Below are 23,803 nucleotides of genomic sequence, written 5' to 3' on the forward strand. Positions count from 1 at the left end.
TCGCCTGTGGCCAGTTCCGGTACGCTTCACGCCGCTGCACGGCTGCCTTTGTCGTGCAGGCAGCTCGTGAAGGTGACCGTCGACAATGCGATTCGAAGCGAACCCTCTGCGTCGTGTCTGGCGGCGGTGTTTCCCCGGCGCCGCCATGCTGCTGGTGGTGATGTCCGGGTGCAGTTCGATCCTCGGATTTCCACAGAACGTGCCGACGTTCAACGACGGTTTCGGCCGCCCGCAGCTCGATCACCAGGCGCGTACGGTGGAATCGGATGTCTACCTGGCGATGCCCGGCTACGGTCAGATCGTGGTCGCGCTGCCACCGGGCATGACGCTGGGGCGGCAACCACATGGCCGTCCGCCGGTGTCGGTGTCGTATGCCAAGAACCGAGCCGCTGGCGTGCTCGGGACGCGTTGGCGCAATCTGGACGTGCGTGGCATCGCGCCCGATGCACGTGGTGTGCTGCGCCTGCCGGTGCCCCTTGTCGACGGCTATCGCCCGACATCGTTGCTGGTCTGGGTGCGGACACCGGAGGCCGCAGGCGCGCGCGACATGCGTATCGATTTTCATCTGACCGAGACCTCGGTCATCGATCCGACGGATGCCGAAAGGCACGAGGCATTCTGGATGCACCACGACGGGCAGTGCCTGGATCGCGGGCGCATCCAGCCGATCGAGTACGCCGACCAACCGGACGCGATGATCGATGGCCAGCGCCATCCGATCCGATTCGATACCGCCCTCGATGGGCTGTGCGTGTTCCTGTTTCCACAGCAGCAGGCGATTGTCGCGACCGACACGCCGGGCCGGGTGTTGCGCTCGCCGGTACGCGTTCGGATCCCCAAGGTCTACCGGCATCCGCACTTCAGCAGCTACTGGCAGCCGTCTGCGTCCGACGGGCCCGCGAGCGCGGACTGATCGGACGCGGCGACCTCAAGCGCGGCGCGGCGAGGTTGGAGGGCGCTCTACGCCGCCGGCGCGGCGCCCCCGGGCTCAGCCGCCTTTGCTCTCCAGCGAGTAGCCGAACTGCTGTCGGAACTGCAGCGAAAACTCTTCGTAGTCGAAGCGCTGGTTCTGGGTACCGGGATGCTCGACCTTCAGCGCGCCCATCAGGTTGCCGATGCGGCCGATGGTCAGCCAGTCGTAGCCCTTGTCGATGCCAAACAGCAGGCCGGCGCGGAAGGCATCGCCGCAGCCGGTCGGGTCGGTCACGCGGCGCTCGTGCGCGGGCGGCACGTCGTGGGTCTGGCCCTCGGCATGGATCACCACGCCCTTGGGGCCGCGCGTGCAGATGTAGGCGCGCACCTTGCCGGCGATGACCTTTTCGTCCCAGCCGGTGCGCTCCTGCAGAAGGTTGGACTCGTAGTCGTTGACGATCACATAGTCCGCCAGCTCGATGAACTGGCGCAGTTCGTCGCCGTTGAACAGCGGCATCGCCTGACCCGGATCGAACACGAACGGGGTGCCGGCCTCGGCGAACTCGCGTGCGTTCTGCAGCATGCCCTCGCGGCCGTCGGGTCCGACCAGGCCGATGGTCACCCCGGGCACGTCCTTCACGTGGTTCTCGTGGCTGCGCATCATCGCGCCCGGGTGGAAGGCGGTGATCTGGTTGTTGTCGTGGTCGGTGGTGATGAACGCCTGGGGCGTGAACAGCTCGGGAATCTCGCGCACATAGTCGAGCGTGATGCCAAGCTCGGTGAACCATTCGCGATAAGGGCCGAAATCCTGGCCCACGGTGCCCATTGGGATGGGATGGCCGCCGAGCAGCTTGAGGTTGTAGGCGATATTGCCGGCGCAGCCGCCGAACTCGCGGCGCATGCGCGGCACCAGAAACGAAACGTTCAGGATGTGCACTTTGTCCGGAAGGATGTGGTTCTTGAACTGGTCCGGGAACACCATGATGGTGTCGTAGGCCAGGGAACCGCAGATCAATGCAGACATCGCGCGCAACTCGTCATCGTCGAAGGCCGGTTAGTTTACGTTAACCCGGCGCGCGCCGGGCTCGATGCGGGCCGCCCAGGGCGCGGCCCAGACCGGCGGCGCCGCGGGGGCGGGCCCTGCGGGAAGCGCGATCGGGCCGTCTGGACGGGCGCCATACGGGGCATTCGGGGCGCCGCGGGTCATCGGCTTTTTTGCTAGGCTAGCGCGCTTGTGTCGCCCCCTCTGACGGACGCCCTTTTCCGATGTTCAAGAAGTTCCGCGGCCTGTTTTCCAACGACCTGTCCATCGACCTGGGCACCGCCAATACGCTGATCTTCGTCCGCGGCCAGGGCATCGTGCTCAACGAGCCGTCCGTGGTGGCCGTGCGCCAGGACCGGACCGCCGGCCAGAAGGTGGTCGCGGCGGTCGGCGCCGAGGCCAAGCAGATGCTCGGCCGGACGCCGGGCAACATCACCACGCATCGCCCGATGAAGGACGGCGTCATCGCCGACTTCACGTACACCGAGGAGATGCTCAAGCACTTCATCAAGAAGGTGCACAAGTCGCGTTTCCTGCGCCCCAGCCCCCGCGTGCTGATCTGCGTGCCCGCCGGCTCGACCCAGGTCGAGAAGCGGGCGATCAAGGATTCGGCGCTCGAGGCCGGTGCCCGCGAGGTGTCGCTGATCGAAGAGCCGATGGCCGCGGCCATCGGCGCCGGCATGCCAGTGACCGAGGCGCGCGGCTCGATGGTGGTCGACGTCGGCGGCGGGACCACCGAGGTCGCGGTCATCGCGCTCAACGGCATCGTCTACTCGCAGTCGGCCCGCATCGGCGGCGACCGGTTCGACGAGTCGATCATCAACTACGTGCGTCGCAATCACGGCATGCTGATCGGCGATGCGACCGCCGAGCGGATCAAGCTCGAGATCGGCTGCGCCTACCAGCAGGAGCCCGTGGTCGAGATCGAGGTCTCCGGCCGGCACCTGGCCGAGGGCGTGCCCAAGGTCATCACGATCAGCTCCAACGAGGTGCTCGACGCGCTGCGCGAGCCGCTGTCGGGCATCGTCGAAGCGGTCAAGCAGGCGCTCGAGCAGACGCCGCCCGAGTTGTGCGCCGACGTCGCCGAGCGCGGCATCGTGCTGACCGGCGGCGGCGCGCTGCTGCGCGACCTCGACCGCCTGATCAGCGAGGCCACCGGCCTGCACGTCCAGGTCGCCGAGGACCCGCTGACCTGCGTCGCGCGCGGTGGCGGCCGGGCGCTGGAGTTGCTGGACCTGCACGGTAACGAGTTCTTCGCCGACTGACCGCGCGGCGCCATCGGCAGTGCTGGCGGTCGAGGACCTGGTGTCCCGTCCTCGCTGCAGGCATGAGGGGCCCGCCCCGCCGTCCGCCCGGTTCCAGGTCGCTGGCGTCCCGCTGCCGCGGGACTGACGATCGACTCCCATCAGGACAACACGCCCGATGTCGTCTTCCAGCTCACCGGCTCCCCGATCTGGCGACGTGTCCGGCACGCTGCGGCTGCTGGCCTACCTGGCACTGTCGTGCGTGCTGATCGTCATGGACCACCGCGGCAGCTGGCTGTCGGAGGCCAGGCACCAGGCGGCGGTCATCGTCCAGCCGCTGTGGTGGCTGGCCGGCCTGCCCTCGCGTCTGGGCACGAGCATGCGCAACGACGCGGCGACCCGCTCCCAACTGGCCGAGGACAACCGCCGGCTGCGCAACGAACTGCTGGTACTCAACGCCCGCCAGGCCCGCTTGCGGGTCGAGGCGACCGAGAACGCCCGCCTGCGGCGCCTGCTCGGCGCGGTCGGGCAGGGCAATCTGGACGTGCAACTGGCGCCGGTCCTCGATGTCGACCAGGATCCGACGCGGCAGCGGCTGCTGCTCGATGCGGGCACCCGCAACGGTGTGCGCACCGGGCAGAGCGTCATCGACGCCGGCGGGCTGCTCGGGCAGGTCATCGCGACGACGTCCACCACCGCGACCGTGCTGCTGGTGACCGATCTCGAACATGCGGTGCCAGTGGTCGTGGCGCGTAATGGTGTGCGCCTGGTCGCCTACGGCAGCGGGCATGCCGATGCGCTGCTGCTGCGCAACGTGCCGCTGTCGGCCGATGTGCAGGTCGGCGACGCGCTGGTCACCTCGGGGCTGGGCGGCCGGTTCCCGCCGGGCTTCCCGGTCGGCACGATCGCCTCGCTCGAGCCCGACGACAGCCGCGCATTCCTGATCGGCCGCCTGATACCGGCCGCGCAGTTCGACCGCGGGCGCGACGTGTTGCTGCTGCGCGACGAGGTCGTGCCGGTGACCACCGCCGATCTGGATGCGGCCGCGGCCGAGCGCGAGGCCGCAGCACGCGCCAGGGCGGAAGCCGCTGCCGCTGCCGAGGCCGCCACAGACGGCGCGCAGACGGGCGCGGTGGACGGTGCAGCCGCGGCGACGCCGACCGCGACCGAGCCCGCACCGCCTGTCCAGAGGCCCACGCCATGATTCGCCGTCGCAAGCGCTGGTTGCTGCCGGTGAGCCTGCTGGCCGCGATGCTGCTCGGCCTGTTGCCGCTGCCGGCCGGCCTGCAGCCGCTGCGCCCGTTCTGGCTGGCGCTGGTGGTCGCCTACTGGGTGATCGAGGATCCCGATCGCGCGGGCCTGGGCCTGGCGTTCTCGGTCGGCCTGATCTCCGATCTCGCGTTCGGCGGCCTGCTGGGCGAGCAGGCCCTGCGGCTGGTGGTGATGAGCTTCATCCTGCAGCGTTTCCGCTCGCAGCTGCGCTTTTTCCCGGTTGCCCAGCAGGCGGCGGCGGTCGGTGGGCTGTTGCTCAACGACCGCATCGTCAGTGCCGCGATCCACGGCGCGCTGGGCCTGCCGCAGTTGCCCTGGACATACTGGATCGCACCGCTGCTGGGCATGCTGCTGTGGGCGCCGCTGTACCTGGTCATGGACGCACTGCGCTTCGGGCGCCGGACCTGACCGCACATGGCCGGGCGTCGTCGTTCGAATGTCCGCAACAACGCCGCCGAGGCCGCGGCGTTCGCGCGTCGCGCGTTGCTGGGCTTCGTGCTGGTCGTGGCCGCGCTCTCGGTGCTCGCCGGCTGGTACTTCAAGCTGCAGGTGATCGACCATGAGGTCTACGCCAAACGCTCGGAGGCCAACCGCATCAAGCCGCGCCCGGTGGTGCCCGGCCGCGGGCTGATCTACGACCGGCAAGGCCGCATCCTGGCCAGCAACGAGCAGGCGTACCGGCTCGATGTCACGCCCGAGGAGGCCGGCGACCCCCGGCAACTGGTCGCCGACCTGTCGCGCATCATCGCCCTGTCTCCCGACGACATCGCGCGCTTCGAGCGCGAGCGCAAGGCGCAGCGCGGGTTCCGGCCGGTGACGCTGAAGCTGCGCATCAGCGAGGACGAGATGGCGCGCTTTGCGATCGACCGCTGGCGCTTCCCGGGCGTGGAAGTCGTGCCCTATCTCAACCGGCACTATCCCTACGGCGACCTGTTCGCGCACGTGGTCGGCTACGTCGGCCGCACTGACGACAGCGACATCGAGCGCTACGGCCAGGCGCACCTGCTGTTCCCGCAGACCGGGCGGACCGGGCTGGAGCGGTACTACGACGCACAGTTGCGCGGCAAGATCGGCTACGAACAGGTCGAGACCAACGTGGAGGGCCGCGCGCTGCGCCGGCTCGGCCTGGTGCCGGCGACCGCGGGCACCGACCTGCGGCTGAGCATCGATGCCGAGTTGCAGCGCGCGATGGTGCTCGCCTTCGGCGGCCTGCACGGCTCGGCGGTCGCTGTCGAGCCCAAGACCGGACTGATCCTGGGCATGGTCAGTCTGCCGAGCTTCGATCCCAACCTGTTCGTCAACGGCATTTCGCATACCGACTACCGTCGGCTGATGGATGATCCGGCGCGGCCGCTGTTCAACCGCAACGTGCTCGGCGGCGGCCCGCCGGGCTCGACGATCAAGCCCCTGGTCGCGCTCGCTGGCCTCGACAGCGGCCTGCGCACGCCCGAGTACCGGGTGTTCTCCACCGGCGAATTCTTCATCCCCGGCCAGCGGCGCGGTTACCGCGACGCTGGACGCGGTGGCGGCTGGACCGACCTGCGCGACTCGATCTCCCGCTCGGTCAACTATTACTACTACCAGCTCGCCTACGAGATGGGCATCGAGCGCTTCGACCAGTACATGACGCGCTACGGCTTCGGTCGACCCACCGGCATCGACCTGCTGGGCGAGAATCCCGGCGTAGTGCCGTCGCCGCGCTACAAGGCCCAGCGCAGCAAGGAGCCCTGGTACGCGGGCGAAACAGTCATCGCCGGCATCGGCCAGGGCTATTGGATCGCGACCGCGCTGCAGCTGGCGCGCGGCACCTCGGCGATCGCCAATGGCGGCGTGCTCAACACCTTGCACCTGGCGGCCGAGCGCCGCGACGGCTTCGATGCGCCGTGGCGGCCGATCGCGCGCCCGCCGGGCGAGCGCATCACCGATCGCCCCGACCACCTGCGTGCCGTGCAGGAGGGGATGATGAACACGATCCATGGCCGTGGATCGGCAACCGCGATGGCGCGGGGCGCGCAGTACCGCATGGCCGGCAAGACCGGTACCGCGCAGCGCGTGAGCCGCCGCGGCAATGCCAGCCTCGACCCGCGCGCGCTGCCTTACCATCTGCGCCACCAGGCCTTGTTCGTCGGCTATGCGCCGGCCGAGGATCCGACCATCGCCGTCGCGGTGACCGTCGAGCATGGCGGTTACGGCGGCACAGCGGCCGCGCCGATTGCGCGCCGGATCTTCGATGCCTGGCTGCTGGGCACGATGCCCGAGGTCGAAGTGGATCCGATGACCGGGGCCCCGGCTGCGGTCGTCGCCGCCGCGCCCGGCGCCACACCGGCACGCGAGGTCTCGTTCGAGGGCGTCGTCGACGGCGTGCGCACGGTGCCGCCGGGCGCAGTCGCCGAGCCTGCGCCTGCGCCGGCGGAGGCGCGGCGATGAAGGTGATCCTGCGCTGGTTGCTGGACCTGTGGCTGCGCTTCACACGCACGCTCGACTGGCCGTTGCTGGCGGCGCTGGTGGCGCTGATGGGCATTGGGCTGGCGGTGCTGCACAGCGCCAGCGGCAAGAACATGGCGATGGTCGGGTCCCAGGCCGGGCGCTACGCCGTGGGTCTGGGGGCGATGTGGCTGCTTTCGCGGATTCCGGCCGTGCAGTTGCGACGCTTCACGCCGCTGGCCTATGCCGCCTCGCTGCTGCCGCTGATCGCGGTGCTGTTCGTGGGCACCGGGCGCAGCGGCCAGCACTGGCTCAACCTGGGCGTGTTCTATGTGCAGCCGGCCGAGTTGATGAAGCTCTCGCTGCCGATGATGGCGGCCTGGTGGCTGGGACAGCAGCCCACGCCGCCGCGACTGGGCGCGATCGCAGTTGCGGCCGCGATCATCGGCCTGCCCACCGGCCTGGTGCTGCTGCAGCCCGATCTGGGCACCGCGGTCCTGGTCGCCTCGGGCGGCGCGTTCGCGCTGTACCTGGCGGGCCTGTCGTGGTGGTGGTTCGTCGGCGGCGCCACGGTCGCCGCGGTGGGCGCGCCCGCAGCCTGGTTCTGGTACCTGCAGCCCTACCAGAAGGACCGCATCCTGACCTTTCTCGATCCCGAGTCCGACCCCCTGGGCACGGGCTGGAACATCATCCAGTCCCGGATCGCCATCGGCTCGGGCGGCTTGACCGGGCAGGGCTGGGGCGACGGTTCGCAATCCCATCTCAACTACGTGCCCGAGCACACGACCGACTTCGTGTTCGCGGTGCTCAGCGAGGAGTTCGGCTGGCTCGGGGTCGTGGTCGTACTGGCGCTCTACCTGTTCGTGATCGGTCGTTGCCTGTGGATCGCCAGCCAGGCGCGCGATGGCTTCTCGCGGCTGCTGGTCGGCAGCCTGGGCCTGGCGATGTCGGTGTACGTGGTCGTCAACGGCGGCATGATCTCGGGCCTGCTGCCAGTGGTCGGGGTGCCGATGCCGCTGCTCAGTTTCGGCGGGACCGCCGCGGTGTCGCTGCTCGCCGGCTTCGGCGTGGTGATGGCGGTGCAGGCCAGCGGCCTGCGGCGACGCTGACCGCGTCACAACGATGGCGGCGGTGCAGTGTTGGCGTTGCGTGCACGCGTGCTACCCTCGCCGCCGATGAGCCGACGCCCGTTCTTCCGACTCTCCCTGGCCGCGCTGCCATTCGCATTGGCGGCCTGCGCGACGCCTGCCAATCACGCCGATGCCCAGGCCGACGACTATCGCGCGGTCACGCCGCTGGCCGAGCCAGAACGCCCGGAGGGCGCGCTGCTGCCCTCGGTGCCGCAGCCGCCGGAACGGCCGGTCGCGCCGCCATCGGTCACCGATCCGGCGATCCCGCGCGCGCAGCGCGTGGAGAATTTCGTCCAGTACACGGCAACGACCTATGGGGTCGATCCGGCGCGCATCCGCAGCACGCTCGCGCAGGCCCAGGTCCAGCAGAAAATCCTCGATGCGATCAGCCGCCCTGCCGAGGCCGTGCGGCCCTGGCGCGACTACCGGCCGATCTTCATCAACCCCGCGCGTATCGATGGCGGCGTGGCGTTCTATCGCGACAACCGCGAGGCGCTCGAGCGCGTGGCCGCCGACAGTGGCGTGCCGGCCGAGTACATCGTCGCGATCATCGGCGTGGAAACCAGCTACGGCCGGGTGACCGGCAACTGGAAAGTGCTCGACGCGCTTTACACCCTGGCGTTCGATTACCCGCCGCGCGCGCCGTTCTTCGCCGGCGAACTGGCGCAGTTGTTCGCGTTGCAAAAGGCCGAGCCGCAGCTTGAGATCGGCGAGCTCAAGGGCAGCTATGCCGGCGCGATGGGCATGGGCCAGTTCATGCCGTCGAGCTACCGGCTGTGGGCCAAGGACGGCGATGGCGATGGCCGTCGCGATCTGCTGACCCACAAGCCCGACGTGTTCGCCTCGATCGCCAACTACTTCGTCGTCCACGGCTGGCAGCGTGGCGGCCCAGTGGTCGCGCGCGCGCAGCGCGCCGACGGCGCCGCCGACTTCAAGCCCGAGAACTGGGAGCCGGTGTATCCGCTGGCCGATCTTGCCGCGCGCGGCTACACGCCGCTCTCCGGCGAGCCCACCGCCGAGGGCGGCACGCTGCTGTCGCTGGACGGCGAGGCGGGCACCGAGTACTGGCTGGCCTACCGCAACTTCTACGTGATCACCCGCTACAACCGCTCGCCGATGTACTCGCTGTCGGTGCACCAGCTGGCGCAGGCGATCCGGGCGGGGGTCGGTCCGTGATCCGCTGGCTGCTGCCGGCGGCCCCCCTGCTGATGCTCGCCGGCTGCGCGGGCGCGCCCAAGAAGCCAGTGGCCGCCTCCGGCGGCGAACGGGTCGGCACGCCGGCGAGTGCCGCATCGTCTGCGCATGGCGCACGTCGGGTGTCGCCGTACGCGCCGGCGCAGGAGGATCCCCGGACCCGCGGGCACTACACCGCAGGCGGCCTTTACAAGCCCGGTGTCCCCGACAGCCTGCCCGACTACCTGCCCAACGTCGATGCGATTCCCGAGCCGGAGGTCGTCGATCTGCCGCGTTCGGAGATCGGCAACCGCAGCCCCTACCAGGTGCTCGGCAAGACCTATCGCGTGCTCGACGACCACAGCGAATTCGTCGAGACCGGCACCGCCTCGTACTACGGCGCCAAGTTCCATGGCCGGCTGACCTCCAATCGTGAGGTCTACGACATGTACGCGTTCACCGCGGCGCACAAGTCGCTGCCGCTGCCCAGCTTTGCGCGGGTGACCAACCTAGACACCGGACAGTCGGTGGTGGTGCGGGTCAATGATCGCGGCCCGTTCCATGACGGTCGCGTCGTCGACCTGAGCTATGCCGCCGCGGTGAAGATCGGCATCCATCCGGCCGGCACCGGCCGGGTCGAAGTCCGCGCGCTGAGCCCGGGCGAGAACGCGCGACACGACTACCGCGCCGTTGCACAGTCGCCCACGGCCGCACCCGCTGCCACGGTCGCTACGGCCACGCCGCGCCCGGCAGCGCCGCAGGCGACGAGCACGATCGACGCCATCGTCGAAGCCCTGCCCATCGCCAGCGCGCGTGCCGGCGAGCGTCCCGCGCCGTTGCCGCAGCCCAGCGCGGCGGACGGGCGGTTCAACATGTATCAGAACGGCAAGGTCATGACCGCCGACGATTTCGATGCCTGGCTCGCCGCGCGCGGGCTCAAGCTCGAGAACGGGCGCCAGGTCCCAATCAATGGGGCGGTTGCGGCCGCGACCGTGCCTGCAGCGGCGCCGGTCCCGGTCGCCGCTGCAACGTCGCCGACGCCGACGCCCGCGCCCGCGCGTCCGGTCGTGGCGCCGGCCTCGGGGGCGTCACCCTGCAGGTCGCCGCGTTCGGCGCCCGGGCCAATGCCGAGCGGGCGCTGGCCACCCTGCGCGGCGCCGGCATTGGCGCGGCCCAGCTCGAGGACGGCACCGCCGCCGGCAAACCGGTGTGGCGCCTGCGCGTGGGGCCGGTCGACGCCGCGCGCGTCGCCGAGATGACCTCGCGTGTCGCCGGGCTCGGCTTCGGTGCGCCGACCGTCGTGCGCGACTGAGTATTTCCCATTTCCCCGCCTGCCGTCGCGGCGGGCATTCCGGAGTTCCGTTGCAGATGAAAGTGCCTGTCGTCGTTTCGCGCATGCTGCTGTCCGCCATGGCCACCGCGGTGGTCGGCCTTGCGGTCGCCCAGGACCCCGCGCCGCGGCCGACACCTGCACCGGCGCCTGCGCCGGCCGCCGCCGGCGAGGGGGGCGCTGCACTCAGCGATGCGCTGCCCACGCCGCCGCCGCCGGAGGTGACCGGCACGGCCTGGGTGCTGATGGACTATGCAACCGGTCAGGTCCTGGCTGGCGAGAATGCCGACCAGCGCGTGGAGCCGGCCAGCATCACCAAGGTGATGACCAGCTACGTGATCGCCGCCGAGATGGCGGCCGGCAAGGTCAAGCCGGACGACCAGGTGCTGATGAGCGAGAACGCCTGGCGCAAGGGCGGCGCGGGCACCGACGGCAGCTACAGCGGCTTCCCGGTGAACCAGCGCGCACCGCTGCTGGACATGGAGATCGGCATGGTCGTGCAGTCGGGCAACGACGCGGCGATCGCGCTGGCCGAGCACGTGGCCGGCAGCGAGGAGGCGTTCGCCCAGCTGATGAACGCCTACGCCGAACGCATCGGCATGAAGAACACCCACTTCACCAATGCCACCGGCCTGTCCGGCCCCGAGCATTACTCGACCGCGCACGACCTGGCGATTCTGGGCCGCGCGATGGTGCGCGACTATCCCGAGGAATACGCGCACAACAAGATCAAGGAATTCACGGTCGGGCCGATCACCCAGCACAACCGCAACCGGCTGCTGTGGCGCGACGACAGCGTGGACGGCATCAAGACCGGTCACCACTCCGGCGCCGGCTATTGCCTGATGGCCTCGGCGCTGCGCGGCGACCAGCGGCTGATCTCGGTCGTCATGGGCTCGACGAGCGAGGCCCAGCGCGCCACCGATTCGCTGGCATTGCTCAACTGGGGGTTCCGCTTCTTCGAGACCCACGCGGTCTACGACGCCCAGAAGGCGGTCTCGACGCAGAAGGTGTGGAAGGGCAAGGCCGACGAGGTGCAGTTGGGCGTGGCCGAGCCGATGCTGGTCAGCATGCCGCGCGGCAAGTACGCGCAACTCAAGCCGTCGATGGACATCCCCGAGACCCTGGTCGCGCCGATCGAGAAGGGCCAGCAGATCGGCACGGTGCGCGTCGTCCTCGACGGCAAGGTCATTGCGCAGCGTCCGCTGGTCGCGCTCGAGGCGGTCGAGGAGGCCGGCTTCTTCAAGCGGCTGTGGCACGAGTTCCTGATGTGGTGGAACTCCTGAGTCCACCTGTCACGGAAAAGGCCGGCAAATGCCGGCCTTTTTTCTTCGAAACCGGGTACGGCCTACCCCGGCTTTTGTTATCGCAGTCCCCGCCGGGCGCGACACACTGAGGCTGAGAGTTCGCGACTTCCTCCTGGGGCGACTCCGCGCTGACCGAAGTCTGTTTGCAAACGTCCGCGGCAGCGGACTGACGGCCGGTGACCGCGTCGAGCGCGCCAAGGATGGCGCGCGCCCGAGTCAGGACAGGATGTCCTGACCGAGGGGAGAGCGGTTTCCGGCCGGCGGGCTGCTGCCCGTCCGAAGAAGAAGATCCGGTCGGTCGGGCGCTTGCACCGCCATTGCTTGGGTTCGGCCCCGGCAGCCCCGATAATCCGTCGATGGACATCAAATCAGATAATCCCGAGCACGGCTTCCAGTTCCCGGGCGTGTTCGAGCTCACCGCGATGGGCGCCGCCGATGCCGGCCTGGAGACCGAACTGCCGCGACTGCTCGGCGATGCAGGCGTTGCCGTGCTGCACGAGACGGTGAACACCCGCGCATCGAGCGGCGGGCGCTACGTGTCCGTGCGCCTGAGCATCCGCGCAGAGACGCGGGCGCAGTACGACGCGGCGCACGAGGCGTTGCGCGCGCATCCCGAGGTCAAGTGGACGCTGTGACCCACTCGCAATCCAGGTGCAGGGCGTCCCGCGCGTGAACCGGCAATTGCTCTATCGCAGCGGGCAGCTGTACGAATTCACCGTGTCCGACATGCGCGCGTTGTTGCAGGATTCCCGCCAAGCCAACGCGCGACGCGGCGTCAGCGGCCTGCTGGCGCTGCGCGACGGGTTGTTCATGCAATTGCTGGAGGGTCCCGCCCCCGTGGTCGATGCGCTGTTTTCACGGATCGCTGCCGATCCCCGGCATTGCGAGGTCCGCCTGTTGGTGCGCGCCGAGCGCGCCGCCCCGCTGCTGCCGGACTGGCCGATGGCCTGGGCCGAGGCGCCGCCGGAGGACGGCGAGGCGCCGGCGTTCGCCGGCCTTCAGACCGACCACCGCGCGCTGGCCCAGCTCGAGCGGGCCGGCGACGACCCGGTCGCCAGGATCCTGTGCGCGTTCCTGGATGGGGCGTCCGTGCCGCGGGGCGGGCTGGTGCCGGCGTTCGCGGGAGGGTGGGGATGACCGACGTGTCTGCGCCGCTCCCCGCGTCCGTGCGCCGGCTCGGGCGCCAGGCGTATATCCCCGTCTGGCAGGCCATGCAGCGCTTCACCGATGCCCGCGACGCGAACACGGACGACGAACTGTGGGTGGTCGAGCACGACCCGGTGTTCACCCTCGGCCAGGCCGGCAAGCCCGAGCATGTGCTCGCGCCGGGCGATATCCCGGTCGTGCAGGTCGACCGCGGCGGGCAGGTGACCTACCACGGGCCCGGCCAACTGGTGGTTTACCCGCTGCTGGACCTGCCCCGGCTGAAGGTCGGCGTGCGCGAGTACGTCTGCCGGATCGAGCAGGCGGTCATCGACACGCTGGCCGACTGGAACATCGAGGCGGTGCGACGCGAAGGCGCGCCCGGCGTCTATGTCGCCGGCGCCAAGATCGCCGCGCTCGGCATTCGTGTGCGCCGGGGTCGCACGTTCCATGGCCTCGCATTCAACGTCGCGATGGACCTCGAGCCGTTCCAGCGGATCAATCCCTGCGGCTACCAGGGCCTGCAGGTGGTCTCGCTGGCCGACCTGGGCGGCAGCGCAACGACGGAGACCGTCGCGCCGGTGCTGCTCGGACACCTGGCGCAGCAGTTCGGTCTGACCCTGTCGGATGCGCCGGCCCCGGTACTTCCCGAGGCCGTACCACCCTGCTGACACGCAGCGTCTCCTGCCTGCCGCAGACACTGCGGGGGCGGGGGCCTACAATGGCCATCCGATCCGCGCAATGCCTTCGCCATGACCCAGACCGCCGACAAATCGATTCCGCTGCAGGTGGTGTCCGCGCCGCCGGCATCGCTGGAGACCGGCGTCAAGCAGGTGGCCGGCGACAAGATCGCCCGCTCGCCCGTGCAATTCGCGCAGGCGCCGGTGCTGCGCAAGCCCTCGTGGATCCGCGTGCGCATCCCGTCCAATGGTGCGGTCGCCGCGCTCAAGTCGAAGCTGCGCGAGAACCGGCTGGTCACGGTCTGCGAGGAAGCCAGCTGCCCGAACATCCACGAGTGCTTCGGCCACGGCACCGCGACGTTCATGATCCTGGGCGAGGTCTGCACCCGCCGCTGCTCCTTCTGCGACGTCGCCCATGGCCGGCCCAAGCCGCCGGACGCCTCGGAGCCGCGCAACCTGGCGAACACGATCGCCGACATGGGCCTGAAGTACGTGGTGATCACCTCGGTCGACCGCGACGACCTGCGTGACGGCGGTGCCCAGCATTTCGTCGACTGCATCCGCGAAGTCCGCGCGCTGTCGCCGAACATCCGCATCGAGATCCTCACGCCCGATTTCCGCGGCAAGGGCCGCATGGAGCGCGCATTGGAGATCCTGCGGACCGATCCGCCGGACGTGTTCAACCACAACGTCGAGACGGTGCCGGATCTGTATCGCAACGTCCGGCCCGGCGCCGACTACCAGTGGTCGCTGACCCTGCTGCAGAAGTTCAAGGCCCAGCATCCGGAGGTGTCGACCAAGTCGGGCATCATGCTCGGCCTGGGCGAGACCATGGAGCAGGTGCAGGGCACGCTGCGCGACCTGCGCGCGCACGACGTGGACATGGTCACCATCGGCCAGTATCTGCAGCCGTCCGCGCACCACCATCCCGTGCTGCGCTACTGGACCCCCGACGAGTTCAAGGCCCTCGAGGATTACGGCATGGCGCTGGGTTTCAGCCACGTCGCCTCCGGCCCGCTGGTGCGCTCGTCCTACCACGCCGATCGCCAGGCGATGGAAGCCGGCGTCGCCGCCTGAGCCATGTTCGGCCCGTGTGGCCGAGCCTGACGAACGGGTGAACGCCGGGCCTCCGGCGGGACGCAGCGTGTCCGCAACACAACGGATTGCGTGTCCGGCTTGCATCGGACATGCAACTTTCGGCACTGTCATCACGTCTATTCACGCGACAGGCTCGATGACCTGTCCATGATTTCCCGAACCCGCAGCGCAGGACACCGAATGAAAGCTTCCCGTGTCGTTTCCGGCTCACTGATCGCCCTGGCGCTGGCGGTGCCATTGGCGCTGATGGCCAGGCCCGACGCCATCGCCGAGGTCCCGGCGACGCCGAACGTGGACCAGGTCGCGGCGTCCAAGCTCGTCTACGGGTTGCTGTCCGACAGCCGCTACGCCTACCGGCCGCGTCCGCTCGATGCGGGCATGTCGAGCGAGATCTTCGACCGGTACTTCGAGAACCTGGATCCGGGCAAGGTCTTCTTCACCCAGCAGGACATCACGCGCTTCGAGGCGCTGCGGCCGAAGATGGGCGCGGCGGTGCGCGACGGCGACATCGCGCCGGCACTGGAGATCTTCGCGCTGTTCAAGACCCGCGTCTCCGAGCGCACCGCCCAGGCCCGCAACCTGCTGTCGCAGGACATCTTCGACTTCAGCGGCAACGACCGCTGGGAATACGACCGCAAGGATGCTGCGTGGGCGGCCGACGGCGCCGAGCTCGACGCGCTGTGGCGGCAATCGGTGCGCAACGACTGGCTGCGCCTGAAGCTGGCCGGCAAGCAGCCTGACGAGATCCGCAAGACGCTCGATCGGCGCTATCTCAACCAGGCGAACACGGTCGCCGCGTACAACGACGAGGACGCCTTCAGCAGCTTCCTCAATGCCTACACCGGCGTCATCGATCCGCACACCGACTACTTCAATCCGCGTGCCGCGCGCCTGTTCAACCAGAGCATGTCGCTGTCGCTCGAGGGCATCGGTGCGCAGTTGCAGAAGCAGGACGACGTGGTCGTGATCCGCGAGGTTATCGCCGGCGGTCCCGCGGCGCTGAGCAACCGCTTCAAGCCCGGCGATCGCATCGTCGGCGTCGGCCAGGGCACCAACGGGCCGATGGAGGATGTGATCGGCTGGCGCATCGACGACGTCGTCGAGAAGATCAAGGGCCCCAAGGACACCCAGGTGCGCTTGGATGTGATCCCCGCCGAGGCCACGCTCGACAGCGAGCCGGTGCGCATCACGCTCACCCGCGCCCGCGTGCGCCTGGAAGAGCAGGCCGCGAAGGCCGAGACGCTGACCCTGCCGGCAACCGAGGGCGGCGTCGACAAGCGCATCGGCGTGATCAAGCTGCCGGCGTTCTATCAGGACTTCGAGGGGCGTCGCAGCCGCAACGGCGAGTACGCCTCGGCGACGCGCGATGTGGCCCGCCTGCTCGAGCAGTTCAAGCAGGACAAGGTCGACGGCGTGGTGCTGGACCTGCGCAACAACGGCGGTGGTTCGCTGAACGAGGCGGTCGAACTGACCGGGCTGTTCATCGACCAGGGCCCCGTGGTGCAGGTGCGCGAGTCGGGCGGCCGTGTCGGCGTGCAGGGCGATCGCGATCCCGGCGTCGCCTGGGACGGCCCGCTGGCGGTGCTGATCAATCGCGGTTCGGCCTCCGCCTCGGAAATCGTCGCCGGCGCCATCCAGGACTACGGGCGCGGCCTGATCATCGGCGAGACCACGTTCGGCAAGGGCACGGTGCAGAACCTGGTCGATCTGGACCGGTGGCCGGCCAACGAGAACAAGCGCTACGGGCAGGTCAAGCTGACGATCGCGCAGTTCTTCCTGCCCGGCGGCAGCAGCACGCAGAACAAGGGCGTGGAGCCGGACATCCACTTCCCGGTGACGGTGGATGCCACCGAGTTCGGCGAGAGCACCTACGACAACGCCCTGCCGTGGTCGCGCATCGCCGCCGTGCCGCACACCCAATACGGCAACTTCGGCGAACTGCTGCCGCAGCTCGAACAACTCCACGACACCCGCGTCGCCACCGACAAGGAATTCCAGTGGTGGGCCGAAGACATCGCCGAGTTCCGGGCCGAGCGCGAGAAGAAGTGGGTCTCGCTCAACGAGGCCGAGCGGCGCGCCGAGCGCGATCGCCAGACCGCCAAGCGCGCGCAGCGCCAGGAAGAGCGCAAGGCGCTGGGCCTGGAGCTCGATCCGCTGGCCGAGGACTCCGATGACGACGGCCTGCAGGCGAGCGAGCGTGCGATCGCGCAGCAGGCCCGTCTGGAGAAGGCGGCCGAGGAGCGTCCGGACCCGCTGCTGCGCGAGGCCTCTGCGATCCTGGCCGATGCCGTGCGCCTGCTCAACAACGACCGCAAACTCTCGGCCTCGGTGTTGCCCGAATCGACCGGCCCCGGTCGCTGGGCGCGCTGAGCCACGCTCTCAGTCGGTTTCAAAAAACCGCCGCCTGTCGCGGCGGTTTTTTTTTGCGCTTCGGCGCTGGTGGCGCATTGCCCCTGCGAAATGACGCCGCGATGAAGGATGCCTCCCACGACGCGCGCATTGGGCATGTAAGCCGTCAGGCCGATGCCCGACGCCGCCGATACACCGGAATGTGCAGGTTCAGCGAAAGGGCGTTTCCGGTGCGCGCAGCGGTCGGCGCCACGTCGTGCAACACCGCCATTCCAGCCATGCAACGGGCACCCGGCGTAGAATCTGCGGCCCGCTGATGCGGGCCTGCCCCTTTTTTGGAACTGCCCCCATGAGCAACGCGTCCAGTGCGCGTCCGGCGTCGGTATTGGCCATCGGCCTGGCGTTGACGGCCGTCTATGTGGTCTGGGGCTCGACCTATCTGGCGATCCGCTTCGCGCTCGAAGGCGGCTATCCGCCGCTGCTGATGGCCGGTACGCGCTTCATTGCCGCCGGTGCGCTGATGTACGCCGTGCTGCGCCTGCGCGGTGTGCCCGCGCCCACGCGTGCCCAGTGGCCGAACGTGATTGCGATGGGCGTGCTGCTGCTGGGATTGGGCAATGGCATGGTCTGCATCGCCGAGCAGAGCGTGTCGTCGGGCCTGGCCGCAGTCGCGGTGGCGTCGGTGCCGATCTGGGTGGCGCTGTTCTCGGTCATGCGCGGCGAGCGGCCCGGCCCCATCGAATGGGCGGGCCTGGCGATTGGCTTCGTCGGCGTGCTGTGGCTCAACGCCGGCAGTTCGCTGACCTCGACGCCCGCCGGCCTGGTCGCGCTGCTGATCGCGCCGCTGGCCTGGGCCTTCGGTTCGGTCTGGAGCCGCGGCCGCGATCTGCCGTCGCCGTTCATGGCCGCCGCGGCGCAGATGCTCGCCGGCGGCGTCTTGATCCTCGCCACGGGCCTGCTGTTGGGGGAGCGGCTGGACGTGCCCCCGACGCCCAAGGGGCATCTCGCGCTCGCCTATCTGGCGTCGTTCGGCTCGATCGTCGGCTTCACCGCCTACGTGTGGCTGCTGCACAACGTCCGCCCGACGCTGGCCAGCAGCTACGCCTACGTCAATCCGGCGATCGCCGTGGTGCTCGGCGCTTGGCTGGCCGCCGAGCGGTTCACCGCGCACGACCTGGGCGCGATGGCGGTGATCCTGGCGGCGGTCGTGGCGATCACGCTGGGCCGCGCGCGCAAGGCACCTGTTCCTGCCGCGGCCGGAGACGAGGCATGAACGACGCCGTGCAGGCCCCTCGCGGCACGTGGATCGCCGCTGCGGCCTTCGTGATCTGGGGGCTGATGCCGATGTACTGGCATCTGCTGCGCGAGGTGCCGTCGCTGCAGATCGTGCTGCACCGGGCGATCTGGTGCGCGATCCTCGTGGCCGCCTGGCTGACACTGCGCCACGGGCGCGGTTGGCTGCGCGAGACCATCGCCCAGCCGCGCCTGGCCGGCATGCTGGCGCTATCGGGTGTGTTGATCGCCGGCAACTGGAGCCTGTACGTGTGGGCGGTCAACAGCGGCCACGTGGTCGAGGCGAGCCTGGGCTACTTCATCAACCCGTTGCTCAACGTGGTCATCGGCGTGCTGTTCCTGCGCGAACGGCTGTCGCGGCCGCAGTGGATCGCCGTGGTGCTGGCGGCCTGCGGTGTGCTGTGGCTGACCTTCAACTACGGCAGCTTTCCGTGGATCGCGCTGTGCTTGGCCGGCTCGTTCGCGCTGTACGGCCTGATCCGCAAGTTCGCGGCAGTCGAGGCGGTCAAGGGCCTGGGGGTGGAGAACCTGTTCGTATTCGGGCCGGCGCTGCTCGCGCTGGTCTGGCTGGAACTGCGTGGCGGGGGCGGCTTCTTCTCGCTGCGCTGGGGCGGCCTCACCGATGTGCTGCTGGTGATGGGCGGCGCGCTGACCGCGATCCCGCTGATCTGCTTCGCCTATGCGGTGCGGCGCGTGCCGCTGACGGTGGTCGGGCTGATGCAGTACATCGGCCCGACGCTGCAACTGCTGCTGGGGGTGTTCTTCTTCGGCGAGCCGTTCGGCGCTGACCGCGCTGCCGGGTTCGCCTTCATCTGGGCGGGCTTGGCTGTGTTCGCGGTCGACGGTTACCTGCAGGCGCGTCGCCGCATCGTTGCGCAACAGGCCTGACTGCGCGGGCCCAGGCTTGCGTCCGGCGTCCGAGGCGCGACCTCTGGCACAGTGACGCGATGTCCTGTTCCGATACGACTGCGGTCGCGGGCCCTGCCACCGTTCCTCGCAAAACGGCCGGCCATGCCGTCGTCGTGCTCGCCGCCGGTGGCAGCACGCGGCTGGGCTTTCCCAAGCAACTGTTGCGGCGTGCGGGCGGGCCGCTGGTCGCCCGTGCGGTGCGGCTCGCGGCGGACACAGCGCCCGATCGGCTGGTGGTGATGCTGGGCGGGCATCGCGATGCGGTCGCCGCCGCCCTGACGTCCGCACCCGGCGAGCGCTGCGACGTGCCCGCGTGGCGCACGGGGATTGCCGCAAGCCTCGCCGCCGCGGCGCGCGCGCTGCAGGGGCATGCCGGGCCGGTGCTGGTGGTTGCTGTCGATCAGCCGGCGCTCGAGGCGACACATCTGCGCGCGTTGCTCGATGGCGCGGCGATGGCACCGTCGGGCTGCGCGGCAACGCTGCACGGCGATCGTCCGGGCATTCCGGCGGTGCTGTCGCCGGTGTTGTTCGCGCAGGCGCAAGCGCTGCACGGCGATCGGGGCTTCGGCGGGCTGCTCGCGGCACTGCCGCAGCCCGCACTGTTCCGGCTGGAGGCGCCGGCGCTGCAGCGCGATCTCGATACGGCCGAGGCCGTCCGGCGGGCGCAGGCCGATGGCCTGTTGGATCGCGACAGCTGAAGGCCGCGCCGGCCGCGCGACGCAGCTAGCGCATCACCGCGAGCCACAGCACGCCGGCGGTGCCGACAACCGCCACCGCGATCGCGGCCTGACGCCAGCGCGCCGCGCGTCGGCGATAGCGCGCGACGCGTTCGGCGTTGAGCGCATTGGCACGCTGGATCCACGGCGCGGTCTCGCGCTCGGCGCGGGCATAGATGGCCTCGGCGCGGTCGGGGGCGGCCTCGGCCTGCAGCGCCGCGTCCTCATAACGTTCGAACGCGCGGGCCTGCAGCGCCTGGATCTCGCGCTGCAGGTCCGCGTTCGACAGCGTGGCCGGGTCGCCGCCGCTCATCCGGCGCGCAGCGCGGTGGTTACCGGCAACTGCGCCGCGCGCACCGCCGGGAACAACCCGCCGACGAAGCCGATCGCCAACGCCCACTTCAGCCCGCCCCACAACAGCGCAGGCGTGACCCGGAACTCGAAGGTCATCTGACCGACGCCGCCGGCGAGCGTCGAGGCACCGTAGCCGTCGAACAACAGCCACGCGATTGCGCCGCCGAGCAGTCCGCCCAGCAACGCCAGCAACATCGTTTCGAGCATGACCGCGACCACGACCGGCAGGCCGCGGAAGCCGATCGCGCGCAGCGTCGCGATCTCGCGCGCCCGCGCCGCGACCGTGGCGAACATCGTGTTGAGCGCGCCGAACACCGCGCCGACCGCCATGATCGAGCCCACCACGATGCCGATGACGCGCAGCACCTTGGACATGCCCTCCGACTGCTTGGCGAAGTAGTCCAGTGTGGTGCTGACCTCGACCTGGGTGCGCGGATCGGCATCAAGGCCGGCCTTGAAGGCGGCGAAGGCGCCCGGATCGGTCAGCCGCGCAGTGATCGATGCACGCGTCGAACCGCGGCGGTAGGTAGTGGCGACGACCTCGGCATCGGCCCAGATCTCCGAGTCGGTCGCATCGCCCGCCTCGAACGCGCCGACCACCTGCCAGATGTCGCTGCCCAGTCGGACCGACTGCCCCGGATCGAGCCCGGCGAACTGCTTGCGCGCGCCCTTGCCGACCACCAACTCGCGCTTGCCGGTCTCGAACATCCGGCCCTCGACGATCCGAAGCTTCGGCCGCACCTGGAAGGCCATGTCGCCGACGCCGCGGAACTGCACGCTGCCGTCCTCGTCGGGCCCGCCGCCGCGCAGCGGCAGCGTCGCGGCGACGACCAGTTCGGGCGAGGCCAGCGGCCGACCGTCGGCGCTGCGGGCGATCTGCGGTGCCTGCACGACCGTGCTGATCGTCGCGCGGTCGAGCGTGGACATCACCTCGGCGACCGAGCCGCCGCGCAGCACGATCGCATTGGTGGCATCGCCGGTGCCGCCGACGGTCTGCCGGTAGCCCTCGGCCATCGACAACAGCGCGACCAGGACGGCGACCACGCCGGCGATCCCGATCACCACGACCGACGAGGCGCCCAGCCGCTGGCCGAGCGTGCTGATGCCGACCTGGCTGACTGACGCCGCCTGGCGCCCGCTGTGGCTGAGCACCATCCACAGCGCAACCGCGAGCGCGGCAGCGAGGAGCACATACCACGGCGCCAGGATCCAGACGACAAGCGCGACGACCAAGGCCGCGACCAGACCGGCGTTCTGCAACAGGGTTTTGAGCAACGGATGCATGGCGGTTTCCTCAGCGGCCCGCGAGGGCATCGACGATGTTCAGGCGCATCGCGCGCAGCGCCGGCAGCGCGCCGACGACCAGGCCGATCGCGGCCATCAAGCCCAGCCCCAATAGCCAGCTGCGCCATTCGATCCCGGGCAAACGAATCATGTCGCCGGCCACGAGGTTGAGCACCGCGCTGGCCGCCGCTGCCAGGCCCAGGCCGAGCACGCCGCCAAAGACCACCAGCACCATCGATTCGGCCAGCACCAGCATCAGCACACTGGGGCTGGAAAAGCCGATGGTCTTGAGCACCGCCAGTTCCGAGGTGCGTTCGCGCACCGCCTGCGCCATCGTGTTGCCGGTCAGCAGCAACAGGGTGAAAAACACCGCGCCCATGATTGCGCTGACGATCATGCCGATGTCGGCCATCTGTTTGAGCTGGGATGCGATCGCCGCGCCCTCGGTCATCGTGCGCGTCTCGTGGGGCGAGTTGGCCGACAGCGCATCGATTGCCTTGGCCGCGCGATCGGCCCGGCGCACGTCGGATACCCGGCTGACGTACCAGCCCACCTCGTTGTCCACGTACGGCGTGGACTCGGCGTAGTAGTCGTAGTGCATCAGCAGCATCTGGTCGTTGAAGCCGCCCTGCTTGCCGCCGCGGTTGCGCAGTACGCCGACGATGTCGAACGACCAGTTCATCGAGCCGTCGCTGTTGGGGAAGATCGACGACTGCAGCGGGATGCGGTCGCCGACCTTCCAGTCGAAGCGCTGCATCAGCTTCTCGCCGACCAGGATGCCGGTGCGCGTGCTCGCGAATGCGTCGCGCTCGGCCTGTGCGACCTCGATTTCCGGGTACAGATCGAGGTAGTTGGGCGCGACCGCGAAGCTGAAGATCTGGTTGCGCGGCCCCTGGTAGGTGCCGCCGAACCAGCTGGCATAGGTGACCGCCTCGATGTTGTCGACCAGTTCGATGCGCTTGCCCAGGGCCTTGGGCAGCGTCTCGATGAACGACAGCCGCGAAGCGGTCTGCAGGCGCTGCGCGCCATCGGCGTTCTTGCCGAGTTGCGCGAACGCCACCCGGATGCCGTCGAGCAGGCCGAACAGCAGGAAGGCGGCAACGATCGACGCCACGGTGAGCGCGGTGCGGGTCTTGCGGCGCATCAGCGCGGCCCAGATCAGATGCAGGTATTTCATGGGATGTCCTGCCGGTGTAGTTCAGGAATTCGGTATCGCAGCGAGTCGGCTTTTCTCTCCTTCCCCTGCTAGCGGGGAAGGCCGGGATGAGGGCGAGGCCAGATCGCCGAGACAGGCGGCCCGCACAGTGCGTGCGCGTGTTGTTCGTCGAACTGATCGTTTGCCCCTCTCAACCCTCCCTCCGCACGCGGGGAGGGCGCAGACGCTCAGGCCGCTGCCGCGTGCTCGCCGACCAGCGTGCCCTTGTCCAGATGCAGCGTGTGGCTGGCGTACTCGGCGGCCTTCGGGTCGTGGGTGACCATGACGATGGTCTTGCCGTGTTCGCGGTTGAGGGTCTGCAGCAGGCCCAGGATGTCCTCGGCCGATTGCCGGTCGAGATCGCCGGTGGGCTCGTCGCAGATCAGCAGCGTCGGGTCGGAGACGATCGCACGCGCGATCGCCACGCGCTGCTGCTGACCGCCCGACAGTTCGTTGGGCTTGTGCGAGGTGCGATCCGACAGCCCGACCAGGGTCAACGCGATCTGCGCATTGCGCTTGCGCTGCGCGCCCGAAAGCTTGGTCAGCAACAGCGGCAGCTCGACGTTCTTCTGCGCGCTCAGCGCCGGCATCAGGTTGTAGAACTGGAACACGTAGCCGACGTTGCGGCTGCGCCAGCTCGACAGTTGCCCGCCGCCCATCCGATCGATGCGCTCGCCGTGGACGGCGATCTCGCCGCCGGTGGGCGTGTCGAGTCCGCCGATCAGATTCAGCAGCGTGGTCTTGCCCGAACCCGAAGGGCCCATCAGCGCGACGAAATCGCCTTCGGCGATATCGAGATCGACGCCGTGCAGCACCTCGACCCGCTCGGGTCCGCGCTGGTAGGACTTGGTGAGATTGCGGATCGACACCAGTGCCATCGTCATTCCCCTTTCGTGATCTGGAACTGTGGTGCTGCGCAGTGGGCGCAGCGTGTTGTGACCGATCGCG

General features: G+C 69.4%; 21 protein-coding genes and 1 pseudogene. 17 read left to right on the forward strand and 5 right to left on the reverse strand.

Annotated features, from left to right (window positions below; translation table 11 throughout):
• Positions 1-145: 145 nt before the first annotated feature.
• The gene (locus tag BEN78_08880) at positions 146-913 is read left to right on the forward strand and encodes a hypothetical protein (GenBank protein ASR43468.1); all 768 of its coding nucleotides are present in this window, start codon (positions 146-148) and stop codon (positions 911-913) included.
• Positions 914-988: 75 nt separating this feature from the next.
• Here BEN78_08880 and BEN78_08885 read toward each other — a convergent pair whose 3' ends face one another.
• Positions 989-1,936 carry a sugar kinase gene (locus tag BEN78_08885; GenBank protein ASR43469.1) on the reverse strand — a complete coding sequence of 316 codons (948 nt, stop codon included), beginning with the start codon at positions 1,934-1,936 and terminating at the stop codon, positions 989-991.
• A 242-nt stretch (positions 1,937-2,178) separates the two neighbouring features.
• On the opposite strand from BEN78_08885, the gene BEN78_08890 reads away from it, so the two are divergent.
• The 16 genes and pseudogenes from BEN78_08890 (at position 2,179) to BEN78_08965 (ending at position 20,004) form a co-directional block, all read left to right on the forward strand.
• Complete coding sequence (locus BEN78_08890; GenBank protein ASR43470.1) at positions 2,179-3,219, forward strand: rod shape-determining protein; 1,041 nt, start codon at positions 2,179-2,181, stop codon at positions 3,217-3,219.
• Between the two features lie 196 nt (positions 3,220-3,415).
• Entirely contained in the window at positions 3,416-4,402 is a 987-nt protein-coding gene (locus tag BEN78_08895) for a rod shape-determining protein MreC (protein ID ASR43471.1), read from the forward strand.
• Positions 4,399-4,878, forward strand: coding sequence for a rod shape-determining protein MreD (locus BEN78_08900; GenBank protein ID ASR43472.1), 480 nt, complete (start codon positions 4,399-4,401; stop codon positions 4,876-4,878). The genes BEN78_08895 and BEN78_08900 overlap by 4 nt, the downstream gene beginning before the upstream one ends.
• A 6-nt stretch (positions 4,879-4,884) precedes the next feature.
• Positions 4,885-6,897, forward strand: a complete 2,013-nt coding sequence (locus BEN78_08905; protein ID ASR43473.1) for a penicillin-binding protein 2 — start codon at positions 4,885-4,887, stop codon at positions 6,895-6,897.
• Complete coding sequence (locus BEN78_08910) at positions 6,894-8,003, forward strand: rod shape-determining protein RodA (GenBank protein ASR43474.1); 1,110 nt, start codon at positions 6,894-6,896, stop codon at positions 8,001-8,003. Before BEN78_08905 ends, BEN78_08910 begins: the two co-directional genes overlap by 4 nt.
• A 66-nt stretch (positions 8,004-8,069) precedes the next feature.
• Entirely contained in the window at positions 8,070-9,200 is a 1,131-nt protein-coding gene (locus BEN78_08915; protein ASR43475.1) for a lytic murein transglycosylase B, read from the forward strand.
• Positions 9,201-9,232: 32 nt separating this feature from the next.
• Positions 9,233-10,509: pseudogene (locus tag BEN78_08920) on the forward strand (hypothetical protein).
• A gap of 83 nt (positions 10,510-10,592) precedes the next feature.
• A complete protein-coding gene (locus tag BEN78_08925; GenBank protein ID ASR45037.1) occupies positions 10,593-11,813 on the forward strand; it encodes a serine-type D-Ala-D-Ala carboxypeptidase in 1,221 nt (406 codons plus the stop codon).
• Between the two features lie 377 nt (positions 11,814-12,190).
• Positions 12,191-12,469, forward strand: a complete 279-nt coding sequence (locus BEN78_08930; protein ID ASR43476.1) for a hypothetical protein — start codon at positions 12,191-12,193, stop codon at positions 12,467-12,469.
• A gap of 16 nt (positions 12,470-12,485) precedes the next feature.
• The gene (locus BEN78_08935) at positions 12,486-12,971 is read left to right on the forward strand and encodes a hypothetical protein (protein ASR43477.1); all 486 of its coding nucleotides are present in this window, start codon (positions 12,486-12,488) and stop codon (positions 12,969-12,971) included.
• Positions 12,968-13,648, forward strand: a complete 681-nt coding sequence (locus BEN78_08940) for an octanoyltransferase (GenBank protein ASR43478.1) — start codon at positions 12,968-12,970, stop codon at positions 13,646-13,648. The genes BEN78_08935 and BEN78_08940 overlap by 4 nt, the downstream gene beginning before the upstream one ends.
• An 81-nt stretch (positions 13,649-13,729) precedes the next feature.
• Positions 13,730-14,734: a lipoyl synthase gene (locus BEN78_08945; GenBank protein ASR43479.1), complete on the forward strand. Its 1,005-nt coding sequence runs from the start codon at positions 13,730-13,732 to the stop codon at positions 14,732-14,734.
• Between the two features lie 201 nt (positions 14,735-14,935).
• On the forward strand, positions 14,936-17,125 hold the full coding sequence (locus BEN78_08950; GenBank protein ID ASR43480.1) for a tail-specific protease: 2,190 nt from the start codon (positions 14,936-14,938) through the stop codon (positions 17,123-17,125).
• Between the two features lie 295 nt (positions 17,126-17,420).
• The gene (locus BEN78_08955) at positions 17,421-18,377 is read left to right on the forward strand and encodes a drug/metabolite exporter YedA (GenBank protein ASR43481.1); all 957 of its coding nucleotides are present in this window, start codon (positions 17,421-17,423) and stop codon (positions 18,375-18,377) included.
• Positions 18,374-19,285, forward strand: coding sequence for a hypothetical protein (locus BEN78_08960; GenBank protein ASR43482.1), 912 nt, complete (start codon positions 18,374-18,376; stop codon positions 19,283-19,285). Before BEN78_08955 ends, BEN78_08960 begins: the two co-directional genes overlap by 4 nt.
• Positions 19,286-19,419: 134 nt before the next feature.
• A complete protein-coding gene (locus BEN78_08965) occupies positions 19,420-20,004 on the forward strand; it encodes a hypothetical protein (protein ASR43483.1) in 585 nt (194 codons plus the stop codon).
• A 25-nt stretch (positions 20,005-20,029) separates the two neighbouring features.
• Here BEN78_08965 and BEN78_08970 read toward each other — a convergent pair whose 3' ends face one another.
• From BEN78_08970 to BEN78_08985, 4 genes are all read right to left on the reverse strand, one after another.
• Positions 20,030-20,335: a hypothetical protein gene (locus tag BEN78_08970; protein ID ASR43484.1), complete on the reverse strand. Its 306-nt coding sequence runs from the start codon at positions 20,333-20,335 to the stop codon at positions 20,030-20,032.
• Positions 20,332-21,660: a hypothetical protein gene (locus BEN78_08975; GenBank protein ID ASR45038.1), complete on the reverse strand. Its 1,329-nt coding sequence runs from the start codon at positions 21,658-21,660 to the stop codon at positions 20,332-20,334. The genes BEN78_08970 and BEN78_08975 overlap by 4 nt, the downstream gene beginning before the upstream one ends.
• Before the next feature lie 10 nt (positions 21,661-21,670).
• A complete protein-coding gene (locus BEN78_08980; GenBank protein ASR43485.1) occupies positions 21,671-22,837 on the reverse strand; it encodes a hypothetical protein in 1,167 nt (388 codons plus the stop codon).
• 206 nt (positions 22,838-23,043) lie between these two features.
• Positions 23,044-23,739 (reverse strand): ABC transporter ATP-binding protein, encoded by a 696-nt coding sequence (locus BEN78_08985; protein ID ASR43486.1) that lies wholly within the window; start codon positions 23,737-23,739, stop codon positions 23,044-23,046.
• Positions 23,740-23,803 lie beyond the last annotated feature (64 nt).

This window comes from Xanthomonas citri pv. mangiferaeindicae, assembly GCA_002240395.1.
GTDB lineage: Bacteria > Pseudomonadota > Gammaproteobacteria > Xanthomonadales > Xanthomonadaceae > Luteimonas > Luteimonas citri_A.